We start from the raw sequence: 12709 nt of genomic DNA, 5'->3' as shown, positions 1-12709 counted from the left end.
TCTCCAAGTTAGGAGTCGTAGCGCAGTATGTTGTCGAGACGACCCAGCAGCTATACCCTGATTTTGACGTACCGTTTCACAGCCGCTGGCGTCACTTTGGTCCACGGCTGAGCCCGTTACTAGTTCCCCGCCCCGCCCCAGGGGAACTGCCGCCTCAAACGGCACCAACAGCCAAGATAGAGGCCGCTAGATCACAGCTAGACCTGGCCATTATTAGCGTGCTTCTAGATGCCGGTGCGGGCAGTCAGTGGCAGTATCAGGATTTTGCGACAAATCAAACCTTAGGGCGTTCAGAAGGGTTAGCGGTTGCCAGCCTGCGTGCATTTGAGCAGGGATTTTTCTCCACTGAGCCAACGCTGCTAAATCAGGTAGATGCAACAGGTTTACAGTATCTAACGGAAGCAGATTTAGCCCAGGCTTTTCAGGTGAGCGAAGAGAACCCTTTGGTGGGGCTGCCCGGTCGACTGAGGTTGCTGCAACAATTAGGCGCTGCTTTGGCAACTCAACCGGAGCGGTTTGGGGCCAACCCAGCTAGGCCTGGCAATTTACTAAACTATTTGACTGAGCGCTATGGTCAAACTCTCGACGCGGGTATTTTGCTCACTGAAGTGATCGAAAGCTTTGGCTCAATTTGGCCCGGTCGAGTCGCTTTGGCAGATACCAACTTGGGGGATGTGTGGTCTCACCCCGCATTTACTGACCAAGGTCCTGGAACAACCTTGGTGCCGTTTCATAAGCTCTCCCAGTGGTTGACCTATTCTTTAGTAGAGCCGTTAACCGCAGCAGGGATAACCATCAGCAACTTAGATGCACTGACGGGGTTAGCCGAGTATCGCAATGGTGGTCTGTGTGTAGATTTAGGGCTACTGGTGCCTAAACATTCTGAGGTTATGGGCCAACCCCACCTGCCGGGCTCACCCGTTGTGGTTGAATGGCGAGCTTTAACGGTGGTGATGCTGGACAAGATTGGTGACTGTGTTCGCCAGTTGCTTAACAAATCTTCTGAAGAATTGCCGTTAATCAAAGTGCTAGAGGGTGGCACCTGGGCCGCTGGACGACGTATTGCCAAACAACTACGACCGACAGGTGTGCCGCCCATTGCAATTCAAAGCGATGGCACTGTCTTTTAGGGGTATTCTTAATTCTTCTCAGGGTGGTCCCTGTCCACCCTCCGTTGTGGCTTCTATGGGATTACCTGATGGAAAAATTGGTAACGCAAATTGAACATCCCCTGATTCAGCATAAACTGACTCTGATGCGTCAGAAAGATACGAGTACGGCTAAGTTTCGACAGTTGTTAGAAGAGATTAGCCTGTTGTTGGCCTACGAAGTGACCCGTGGGCTGCCCCTGGAGCAGGTGCCCATCGAAACACCCTTTGCCACCATGAAAGCCCCCATGTTGACGGGTAAGAAACTGGTGTTAATTTCCATCATGCGGGCTGGCCAGGGAATTTTAGACGGGATGCTCAAGCTTATTCCCTCGGCACGGGTGGGCCACATTGGTCTCTATCGCGACCCTAGAATGCTGATGCCAGTGGAATATTACTTTAAGGTGCCCAGGGATGTCAGTGAGCGGGATATGCTGATTGTTGACCCCATGATTGCGACGGGTAATACTGCGATCGCAGCCGTCCACCGCCTCAAAGAAACCCAACCTCAGTCCATCAAGTTTGTCTGTCTTCTCGCCGCACCAGAGGGCATCAAAAGCTTCCATGAGGAACATCCCGACGTGCCCATTTTCACCGCCGCCATTGACGACAAACTTGATGAGCATGGTTACATCCTGCCAGGCCTAGGAGATGCTGGAGATCGAATGTTCGGGACTCAGTAAACGGTGTCAGAGAACGATGCACATTTAAAGTTCTAGGGTTTAGCTTCCATGAAACAACTGAAAAATTACATTGCCGGTACCTGGCAACAATCTAAAACCACTGACTACCTTGAGGTGATCAACCCTGCCACCAATGTTCTCCTCGCAGAGGTCCCTCTATCCCTGGCTAATGAACTCGACCAGGCTGCAACAGCTGCCAGCGAAGCTTTTTCCTCCTGGCGACGCATTCCGCCCACCTCACGAATTCAGTATCTGTTTAAACTCAAAACTCTTTTAGAAGAACACCGCGAAGATCTTGCCAAAACCATCACAGAAGAATGTGGCAAAACCCTCAAAGAATCCCAGGGAGAACTACAGCGAGCCATTGAAAATGTTGAAGTGGCCTGTGGTATCCCCACCCTCATGCAGGGCCATAACTCAGAAGATATTGCCCGTGGCATCGACGAGAGTATGATTCGTCAGCCCCTGGGTGTGGTGGGTGTCATCGCCCCGTTTAATTTTCCGGCAATGATTCCATTTTGGTTTTTTCCCTATGCCATTGCCTGCGGTAACACCTGCATCATTAAACCCTCTGAAAAGGTGCCCCAGACCATGGAAAAAATCATGGACCTGGTTGACCAGACAGGATTACCGGCAGGGGTGATGAATGTGGTCAATGGTAGTAAGACGGTGGTGGATGCTCTGTTAGACCACCCCACAGTCAAGGCCATTAGCTTTGTGGGGTCTAGCCCCGTAGCCAAGTATATCTATCGTCGAGCAGCGGAGAATGGCAAGCGAGTACAGTGCCAGGGTGGGGCAAAAAATCCGGTGGTGATTTTGCCCGATGCCGATTTAGAAATGACGACACAGATTGTGGCAGATAGTGCCTTTGGCTGTGCGGGACAGCGGTGTTTGGCGGCATCCTTGGCGATTACTGTGGGTTCGGTAAAAGCTGATTTTACGGATGCCATTGTTGAGGCAGCCCAGCAGCGTGTAGTAGGCAATGGTCTGGATGATGGTGTACAGATGGGGGCGGTCATCAATCAGGGCAGTTGCGATCGCATTCAATCCCTAACCCAAACAGGCATTGATGAAGGCGGTAAACTCCTAGTTGATGGTCGTAATCCAAAAATTCCTGGCTACGAGGAGGGCAGCTTTGTTCGCCCCACTCTGCTGCAAGATATTCCCCTGCAAGGTGAAGTTGCTACCACGGAGATTTTTGGACCAGTGCTAGGCATCATCCATGCCGATACCCTGGATGATGCCATTGCCTTAGTAAACCAAAGCCGCTGGGGCAACATGGCCTGTCTGTTTACCAACTCCGGGGCAGCGGCTCGTAAGTTTCGCTATGAGGCAGAGGCCGGCAACGTTGGCATCAACATCGGTGTGGCTGCACCCATGGCATTTTTCCCTTTCAGTGGTTGGAAAGAGAGTTTCTACGGAGATCTCCATGGCCAGAGTCAACATGCTGTAGAGTTCTTCACCCAAACAAAAGTTGTTGTTGAACGCTGGCCTAAAGAATGGTCACGTCAGTTTTAATTAACAGCCTATTTTCTGAGGATAGCCATCATAGGAAATCCTGGTTGATAGTGTCCCGAATCGAAGGGCATTCACAAAGGATTCCCCTACAGAATTGCCCATTGAGCTCTTGACTCCTCACTGGGGCAAGATCCCTCGATTTAAGTTAATCTCTGATGGTGTAAACGGAGGGTTTAAATCAGATTTTAAGCTTTGTGTTGTCTAATTTTCGATAGTGTACCTTCGCTAAATATCTAATGGATCCTAATCAAGATACAGGCGCAAATCAGGCAGATATTAACGATACCCTCAATAGCATCTTGAGCCAGGCCATGAGTCTCAAGCAAGATATCGACGAAAATCAGCCAGATGATAATGCGACTACCATCAACAATATCTTGCTACGTACAGCCTATGAACAAATTCCGGCTAAAACGGCTGATGCGATTCCAGGGCTGGAGATATTTGAAGACAACGATAATCCGGGTAGCTGGTTTTGGGAATGGGAGTGGGGTGAATGTCAGGATGGCCCCCATGAAAATGAGCTAGAAGCGTTGATTTCGTTTGCCCGATTTTCTGCTGAGCTGGCAACTGAGTTAGGGGATGATGACGAATAAGGAAGAAACTAAAACCACAGCTAAAGTAGCAAACCTTGGTTGTTTAGTTTCTTAACAATACTCCAGTGGAGTGTTAACTAACATTGCGCTGGAGTAGGGATATGTTCGCCGTTTCTGAAGCCCTTAATGAGCACATCAGTGAGTATCACCGTTGGAGGAAGGCGGACATTACTGAAGTGTTCAACCCAGTCAATGAGTAGAGCCATACAGATGTTGTAGTACTGACAAACTTGAAGCATACATAACCCTTGAGCCATCTATGTCAGCAGCTGTTGTTCAAAGTGAATACACAGCTGTAGTAGGTCTGGATATCTAAGGTTAAGAAAAGTTTAAAGCAACTTTATATAAACATTAAATTGAGGTTAAAAGATGAATGCTAACCTCTGTTCAAAAGGGTATATTTTCTGCAAGGTTTAAAGCTTTGCGAGTCAATGGGCAAGAATCAAGAAAAAAGTGCATAGCTGAGAACTAACAGCTTTTCCATAAAAGAACAATTTTTAAAAGGGTTAATGGCTCAAGTCTTTTGACGTTAGTGAGCATGTTGAGCCTGCCAGAGTTACTTGCTTTATGTTTTATGAGCCAAGGCTAATTCTCGATAGAAATCACCTCAACATAAATAACTAAGATGACAATATCAGCGATTCAAAAGAAACCAATAAATTGGTGGGTATGGGTATTAGGTGTTGATTTTCTCCTGATCTTAAACACAGGGATATACAAGTATTTGCCTGATTTCTCAGCAAGAGGCTACTTAGGCCATTTCTTGTTGTGGGGAGAAAACAACCTAGCAGTCTGGTGGAGCAGTATTAATTTATTTGTTGTAGGATGCCTGGCCTATGAAGTTTCTTGCCATCTAAGGGTAAAAACCCGTAGTGCCTGGTGGGTTTTGGCAATTTTATTCATTGCTCTATCTGCAGATGAATTAGGCTCTTTTCATGAAAGGGTGGGAGGTTGGTTTAATCTCCTGCCGTATGCCATTGCCGCGGTTGCTTTGTTGACCTATGCCTTAATACTACTTTTTCGAGAGAAGCAATCTCGTTTTTCGGCAACTTGCATTTTGCTGGGCTTTACAATATTCGGGTTAGTTGCTGTTCAGGAATACTTTGAGCATGCCCTTGAATGGCCTTACTGGCTATCAGGTATCAGAGTAGCTATGGAAGAAGGCTCTGAACTTGTCGGTATGTTTTTATGCCTTCTTGCCCTTGTTCGTCAACGTCAAAATTATCTTTCGTCCTCATCACTTATGGTCGTTGTCCCTAATCCATGGCGAATGAAATTTTTATCTTTGATTTTGCTGGCTGGAACAGCTTTTCATTTTGTTATCAGTCTATATGTTGTTTCTGCTTTAACGGCTTCAGATTTTATTTTTAGAGGGAATCCAGCGATATACTATCCATCAATGGTTGCATTTCTTTTGTTCTGCGCCTTAATTTGGTGCTATCTAGAGCCAATATCTGACAGGCATTTACCATGGCTTATGCTGTCTATATACTTCCTGATTTGCTCAATGCTGATTATAGATCCTATTAATTGGTTCGGCATTAGTACTCAGTTTTATTTGCTTTATTTTGTCCAAATTGTTGTCATTGGATTAGGGCTATTTTATGCTGATCGCAATGTAAAAACAGTAAACTATAATTTTTTACGGCCTTTATCTATTCTTGTAGGCTTAAGTTTAATTGGTGTTATGGTTAGAGGTATCTTTATACAGCATCTATTATCTGGCTTTCTTTATTACGGATTATATGAGTCTCTAGCAGCGAAGAAGTTGGGGGCTCATCAAAGAGCAGATTTTGGCCACTCTTAACCATCAGAGCTAGTTTAATCTGTATGCGATTAAATTGCATCACATTGGATGTGGTTTCAGACCATAACCAAGATAGCAAACCCTAGTTAGTGTTGACCTCTTTTGAGAGCTGGGCACCTTAGCATGGAGGCCGCTTACGCAGCAATCCATCCTAGGGTGACATGATACATTTAGGCAGATACACAGCAATAGGACCTACTACGTGCCTGGTCATCCTATTGCTGAGAATAGTGCAGCCTAATGCTGTAAGCGCACAAGGTATTACCCCTGCAACCGATGGCACAGGCACCACTGTCACCCCCAATGGCCAATCTTTTGATATTGAATCAGGTAGTCTATCTGTAGATGGCAGTAATTTGTTCCATAGTTTTCAGACGTTTCAGCTGGCCAGTGAAAATACGGCTAACTTTCTAACCAACCCGTCAGTTCAGAGAATTTTTGCGCGGGTGAGTGGAGGCAACACAGCTTTTATTAACGGCAAATTAAAAATTTCAGGAAGCCAAGCAGATCTCTTTTTGCTCAACCCTGCTGGAATTATCTTTGGCCCTGATGCTACCTTAAATTTACCGGCAAGCCTGACGGCAACAACTGCAAACCATATCGAATTTAATCATGGCCGGTTTAATGCCACAGGCATTCATAGCTACGGTACATTGATCGGTAATCCTACTGCATTTGCCTTTGGTCCATCAGGCACGATTCACAACCAGGGAGATTTAACCCTATTACCTGGACAATCACTTACCCTGTTAGCAGGCACCGTTATTAAAACTGGCACTCTCACCGCCGACAATATTCAAATCCAAGAAATCTCTGAAGGACAGATAATTCAAGTCAGCCAGGCAGGTTCTCTCCTAAGTCTGGAGCTTTCTGGAGAAGCATTTCAGGACAACTCGGTTAACGGTAGCCTGACAATGCTACCAAACCTTTTGACAAGTGGTAGGGCAGAGCATGCGGGTCAAATTATTACCAACACTGATGGCCAGATTCTCTTAACTGATTCATCTCTGCCCACAGCCTTACCAGGGCACGCTTTAAACCCTACTAATTTATTCGCGCATCACCCCTCAGAATCATCGTCCTTATCTGCCAATCTAGGTGACTCTTCTCCCCATGGCGACATTTATAATCGAGAAGCTCCATCCCATCAATCAACTACCACCGGCAAACCTGGTGAGAATCACCGGGCACCCTCTCAATCGAGGATCGCTACACATCATTTTCATCGCACTGTATTAAATACCGCCAACGCCAGCGCAGCACTAGCCGATGTGGAAGACCAGCGTACTCAAGACTTCTCCAACTATTTTGGTCGTGATCTACAAGCTGAACAACTAACACTACCGGAAATTCAACATCTGTTAACCCAGATCCATGGGGAAACGGGGCATCAATCAGTGGTTGTCTATATTAAGACGCCAAAACTCGCGATAGATATTGCCCAGCAAACCTCCACAAAGCTAGAACTCCTGATTTTTAAATCTGTTGGGGAGCCGATTAATTTAGAGATTTCTAATGTCAGTCAAGAAGAACTCTTCACAACAGTTGAACAGTTTCGACGTGCTTTAATTGCTTCAGCAAGAACGGGATCTAAACGGTATTTACCATCGGCGCAAAAACTTTATCAATGGTTGATTCAACCGATTGAAGATGAGTTGGGTTCCGAGCAAATCGATACTATTCTATTTTCTATGGACTCGGGCCTGCGGAGTTTACCCATTGCGGCTCTGCACGATGGCCAGCAGTTTTTGATTGAAAAATATAGTTTAGGCATGGTGCCATCCCTGGGGCTAATGCGCTCCAATTATCAACCCTTGGGCAAAGCTCAGGTATTAGCCATGGGAGCAAGCTTATTTCAAGAATTACAGCCTCTCCCTGCTGTCCCTGCGGAATTAGAAAATATTGAACAGCTATGGCCAAGTCGAGGCTTTCTCAATGAAACGTTCACCCGTAAAAATCTTATCGATCAGCAGCAGCAAACGCCTGCCCAAATTATTCATTTAGCCACCCATGCTGAGTTCAACGCTGGGAATGCTGACCAATCGTATATTCAGCTTTGGGATGAACAGCTTCATTTAAGCGACATCCACACCCTGGGTTGGGATCAACCAACGGTCGATTTACTTGTTCTCTCCGCCTGTCGTACCGCCCTGGGGGATGTCAATGCTGAGATGGGATTTGCTGGTTTAGCTGTGGCAGCAGGGGTAAATTCAGCCCTGGCCAGCCTTTGGACAGTGAGTGATGTGGGGACCCTCGCATTAATGAATGAGTTTTATCATCAGCTACAGCAAACCTCAATAAAGTCAGAAGCCTTACGCGCAAGTCAGTTAGCCATGCTTAAGGCTGACATTCGGATCGAGTCGGGCCAGTTACTCAGTGAGGCATCTCGCAGTGTCGTGCCTCTACCTGCCGAACTGAGTCAGTTAGAACATATTGATTTTTCTCACCCCTACTATTGGTCCGGCTTCACGATGATTGGCAGTCCTTGGTAAGCAAAAGCATACACAGAAAGGAGTCTGCATCTTTTTAATTATTGTGGCTTAAATATGACCTTCAGCCCCACCCCCAGCGTATTGTCCGGGGCGAGGGTTAGGGGGATGGCTATAGCACTGGCTTAGCATCCGTGCTATCAGTCGGGAGGAGCAAGGGCAGGGACACCGCTACACTTTGCTGGGCACTGGTGGTAATGCTTTTTGCATACACCGTTCCACCAGTCGGAATGCCCACCATCGCTCTCCCTTGATCAGCGTCATAGCCAGTTATTGTGCCTGAGTATTGGCTACGTGATGCCCGTTTGTAGCCCAGGGTCGCCGCTCTGGCTGAAATGTTGGTGGGCGATGCCCACCCTACCAGGGTATCCACTATTCAGAGAGATTTAATCATTTTTCTCATACACTTCCTGTAGGCTTAATTTTGCCTGTTTTATGGCTGTGTAAAATTCCTCAAAGTCGAGAGACCAAGGAATTCTTTCAGGGTGTTCATAGATCTCAATTTCTAAAGTTCCTGATTCAATATTGACTTCTGCAATTTGAAGTGAATCATCTAACATTATGTCCGCAACCAAATATTCTCTAATCAGGAGGACTTGAAATTGAAACATTAAGCACCACTTTAAATTTCCTTATTTTAATTCAACTACTCTTTGAAGAACAGAAAATCACATGTCTCATTAAAAACCACATTGTGCCAGGATCCGTCAAAATTTCATTTAGTTGATCTTGTACTGTTGGGTTGATTTTAGATGGATTCCCTTTTGGAGCAGGAAACTTACTATTGCCAGCCCTCTTACCTTGTCCATGTTTATTTAAAGACCCTCCTGCTTTAGTAAAATTGGGACGCCTAGGATCCGTTACTTTTCTTGCATTCGATAATTCATCTATGGATCTTGCGTTTATTCCTCCCGTGCCTCCTACGGGGAGATTGGGAGTATTGTTTAGCCCTGGATTACCTTGAGATCGTAGCGGAGCCGCAGGATTAAGGTAATCGACTGTCCCAGTTGGAAGTCTGCCTCCACGGGGCAGTGCCGGAAAAGGTTCATCGCACTACCTGGCTGTTGCTTGGAAATAGTGCGTTAGTCACGCTCCCTACCTGGCTGTATTTTCCGGCTTTAGTTTTGTTGCAACGCTGTCTCCAAGCTCACAGGCATTTCGTGAGCGTCTATTGGCAGCAGGCAAGCGCAAAGCAAGTGTTAGGAGCACTGATGCATAAGCCTATCAGAGCCATTTATGGGGTACTCAAATCTGGAAAACCCTTTGCCCCCAATCAACTTTTGCCAGCTACTTGACAACCAGGATTTAGAACAGTGTCTACTACTGTCTGCTAAACGTGCACACCTTATCCAGCTACACTTGCTATCTATGGTTGTTCTATACGTTCTTCTAAAATATTCTTCAAAGCTCTTATGGCTCTCGCGATATCCTCAAAAGTTATTACTATCAAACAACCCATATAGGACTTTCTCGATAGCTTTTTAAGCTTATGCGGGAGAAACATAAAGTTCATTAGGAGTTCACGAGAACCTAACAAATGTGAAAAGAAATCATCTGCAAATTGCACTTTTACAAAATAAAGAGCATTATAACCATATATAGTGTGAATCATTTCTACATTTATATCATGCTCTAAAATAGCACTGAAGAAATCTATCAAGTGTTCTACTTCACGATTAAAGTCTGAACTTTTACCTATAAGAACTCTGTGAGAGTCTACATAATAGAGCCTTTTATCTCCTACAGGCGAGATTCTAAACGAAAAATATAACTCATCTGAGTCTAAAGCTGATGAACTTAAATTCAGGGAGGCTATAATTTCCTCCGTAATCATGAATGGCCAAGATTTATGTAAGGTTTGCTTAGTCTTCTGATGAGTACTTTTGTAAACTTGCTCAATTTTTTGCATGAGTTTGTCAGCAGAGTACTTTTCTAAATGTTTTCCTTCTCTCTTTGGGAGCCACTCATAGTCACTTAGAAACACATTCAGAAGGGATAGAATAAACTGAATCTCATTTTGAGATTCTAATTGATTTCCAGTTGAAACCTCAATCTTCATTTCGTCGAGCGAAAATCCCGTTCGCCCTAGAAAATCTTCATTTATAGAAGACTCTTTCATTACACTTTGAATGTCTTCTAAAAGCTCAAGTTCTTGCCTTGATAATTTCATTTTCTTGCCTGCCTTAATTATTCTAATTCAAGTTTAAGTGAAATGAATTAATACCCTGGCCCCACATCTTGGAAGCCATCGCGAATAAAATACTTTGGGCCTCAGCTTCAGAAGTCTTAGGAAAAGCGGTTGAAGGACTACTAGAGCTATTAGGATGCTCGATCACAATTATACGTTCTACTCCACTCCAATATCCAGTAGCATCATCTCTTACTCGGTCATTAGCTATTAAATCAGGAAAGTTGATGGTGCTATCTACTGACTCTGCTAGCTGACTTTCAGAGTTAATGCCTATATTTCTGAAATCTGCACCATTATGTCTTTCCCATGAATGCTGAGCCACTCCCTCAGCCCATTCACTTGCATTAAACACAAAATCTGTTGGATCAACTGAATCTAATCCACTTCCAAAAGGAGGTAATGAAAATGACCCAAGATCTTGAATCTCTTCACCAAAGCCACCAGGGTACAGATCTTCGAGATTGACGGGTGGCGTCTGTAAGATTTCATCCCAATCGACTTTTGGCAGAGGCAGATTGTCCCAGATGGGTCGGTTGGGGTCGAAGTCGGGATTGTAGCCGCCAGTGGCAGTTTCTAGACACCACTGAGCAAAGTCTTCAAGGGCCTCGCGGGTCTCTTCTGATTGCAGTTGGTTATTGAGAAGGACGCCTTCTGTCACTAGCGCGAGTACAGCGCCTACGACTATGAGAGGAACAAAGGTGGCTTCCCCGCTGGGGTCGGTGTAGTTGGTGGGACTATTGAAGACGTAACGATAGAGGTTGGCATCGCCTGCGTCAAAGCCCAGCGGGTTTTCTGAGATAAAGCGATCTACCGTCGGGTCGTAGTAGCGTGCCCGGTAGTACATCAATCCCGTCGCTTCATCCCGCTCTCTGCCGGTGTAGCTAAAGTGGAGGAATGTTGGTGGGCAATGCCCACCCTACCTGCTTGACAAGTAGGATTTAGAACAGTATCTACCTGCTGGCTGCCGATTTCTGGGTCAAATGGTGAATTTATTCCGAATTAAATCTAATGCAAGCTAAATACTCTTAAGAACAGATAATAAATCACAAACAATTCCCCTCCATAAATATTGATATTGTTCTATGGTTATCTTCTCGGTATGAGTAACTAAATTAATGATATCTAATTTAGGGCAATAGCTATATGTCACCGTTACATTTGAGTTATCTATCTTTGCTTGAATTTCTAAAACTCCATCGTTTAGATAACAAAAATGTTCGAAGCTGTGTGTTCCCTTTATAAGGTTATCTTTCAATGAAAGATAACCTTCAACCAAAAACTCAGCATCACATTCAACAGAAAGTGGAATTATATCTGCAATCTTGGCTATTGGCTTCCCAGATATTTCGATATGTTTGTAGTTTTTCCTTAATAGCTCATTCATTAGCCCATGTGGATTTAGTTCTCCTAATGTTCCAAGAGAATTTATTTCATAACTTACATGAAGACTAATCTTTTTTGTCATAAGATTATTTCATTGGTGCAGGTCTATTATATGCAGGATGTTCTGATCCTATTGGAAATGTATGAATTGATCCATCCCTTCTCAGAATGACTACAGCTTTATGAGCTGAATCAGATATATATTTTTCACTTGTTGGAAGATTACTAGGTGGGTAATCATTATAAGCTCTAATAACCATTCCATCTCCTGGTGCAATCGGCACGGAAAAAGCTTGGCCAACTCTCATTTTAGATGTATCAAGACTACTGACAGCGCGTTCACCTGCCTCGCTTGATAACCATCTTCCTTGTGGCTTTCTATCTCCTCTTGCTCTTGCTATGACGTCGCTAATTGGTCTATCTGGTCCATGTGGACCCACTGTAATATCTTCAAGAGAGGGTTGTGGCAGAGAAGAACCAAAAATAAAGTCTCTAGGATCTATCTGTGGTATAGGGAATGGATTTGTTGCTTCTCCCAATATGTCTGATAAATCTTCCTGTGGTCTTTCCCCAAAGCCACCAGGGTACAGATCTTCGAGATTGCCGGGTGGCGTCCGTAAAATTTCACCCCAATCGACTTGCGGCAGAGGCAGATTGTCCCAGATGGGTCGGTTGGGGTCGAAGTCGGGGATGATTGGGAGACTTGGCGGGCTGTGCCTACCCTACGCTTGCTAGGAGTGGAGATAGACATCATTATATGCATTTTTGAAACCTCTGATTTTTTCTAAAGCATGAGTTGATGTCACTTTGATGTAGGCTAGGTCAACACCTAAACTTTTGATTTTTGTTATTTCTCGAGACGAGTTGAATTTCTCTATTGATTCGAAGATTTTT

General features: G+C 44.9%; 11 protein-coding genes and 1 pseudogene. 6 read left to right on the top strand and 6 right to left on the bottom strand.

Translation table 11 applies throughout. The features are described 5' to 3' along the window. The 6 genes from DXZ20_RS37285 to DXZ20_RS07145 form a co-directional block, all read left to right on the top strand. Nucleotides 1–1130, top strand: a 1130-nt coding sequence (locus DXZ20_RS37285; protein ID WP_250565660.1) for a DUF1688 family protein, incomplete at its 5' end; no start/stop codon positions are given. Between the two features lie 68 nt (nt 1131–1198). Next, complete coding sequence (upp, locus tag DXZ20_RS07165; RefSeq protein WP_163663179.1) at nt 1199–1831, top strand: uracil phosphoribosyltransferase; 633 nt, start codon at nt 1199–1201, stop codon at nt 1829–1831. 48 nt (nt 1832–1879) lie between these two features. After that, a complete protein-coding gene (locus DXZ20_RS07160; protein ID WP_163697331.1) occupies nt 1880–3349 on the top strand; it encodes a CoA-acylating methylmalonate-semialdehyde dehydrogenase in 1470 nt (489 codons plus the stop codon). Between the two features lie 236 nt (nt 3350–3585). After that, nucleotides 3586–3945, top strand: coding sequence for a hypothetical protein (locus tag DXZ20_RS07155; protein WP_163663175.1), 360 nt, complete (start codon nt 3586–3588; stop codon nt 3943–3945). A gap of 625 nt (nt 3946–4570) precedes the next feature. Continuing rightward, nucleotides 4571–5752: a DUF8692 domain-containing protein gene (locus DXZ20_RS07150; protein WP_163697329.1), complete on the top strand. Its 1182-nt coding sequence runs from the start codon at nt 4571–4573 to the stop codon at nt 5750–5752. 230 nt (nt 5753–5982) lie between these two features. After that, entirely contained in the window at nt 5983–8244 is a 2262-nt protein-coding gene (locus tag DXZ20_RS07145) for a CHAT domain-containing protein (protein ID WP_163697327.1), read from the top strand. 109 nt (nt 8245–8353) lie between these two features. Here the strand turns inward: DXZ20_RS07145 and DXZ20_RS07140 are convergent, their stop codons facing one another. The 6 genes and pseudogenes from DXZ20_RS07140 to DXZ20_RS07115 form a co-directional block, all read right to left on the bottom strand. Next, the gene (locus DXZ20_RS07140; RefSeq protein ID WP_163697325.1) at nt 8354–8614 is read right to left on the bottom strand and encodes a hypothetical protein; all 261 of its coding nucleotides are present in this window, start codon (nt 8612–8614) and stop codon (nt 8354–8356) included. A 13-nt stretch (nt 8615–8627) separates the two neighbouring features. Next, complete coding sequence (locus DXZ20_RS07135) at nt 8628–8801, bottom strand: hypothetical protein (protein WP_163697323.1); 174 nt, start codon at nt 8799–8801, stop codon at nt 8628–8630. Nucleotides 8802–9607: 806 nt separating this feature from the next. Then, the gene (locus tag DXZ20_RS07130) at nt 9608–10411 is read right to left on the bottom strand and encodes a hypothetical protein (protein ID WP_163697321.1); all 804 of its coding nucleotides are present in this window, start codon (nt 10409–10411) and stop codon (nt 9608–9610) included. 22 nt (nt 10412–10433) lie between these two features. Continuing rightward, a pseudogene (locus DXZ20_RS07125) lies at nt 10434–11309 on the bottom strand (RHS repeat-associated core domain-containing protein); the annotation flags it as partial. Nucleotides 11310–11447: 138 nt separating this feature from the next. After that, a complete protein-coding gene (locus tag DXZ20_RS07120; RefSeq protein ID WP_163697318.1) occupies nt 11448–11897 on the bottom strand; it encodes a hypothetical protein in 450 nt (149 codons plus the stop codon). A 4-nt stretch (nt 11898–11901) separates the two neighbouring features. Next, nucleotides 11902–12354 carry a hypothetical protein gene (locus tag DXZ20_RS07115; RefSeq protein WP_163697316.1) on the bottom strand — a complete coding sequence of 151 codons (453 nt, stop codon included), beginning with the start codon at nt 12352–12354 and terminating at the stop codon, nt 11902–11904. Between the last annotated feature and the right edge of the window lie 355 nt (nt 12355–12709).

It is taken from the genome of Adonisia turfae CCMR0081 (assembly GCF_011009555.1).
In the GTDB taxonomy this organism is placed as follows: Bacteria; Cyanobacteriota; Cyanobacteriia; order Phormidesmidales; family Phormidesmidaceae; genus Leptothoe; species Leptothoe turfae.
This window is presented reverse-complemented; position numbering and strand designations above follow the sequence as displayed.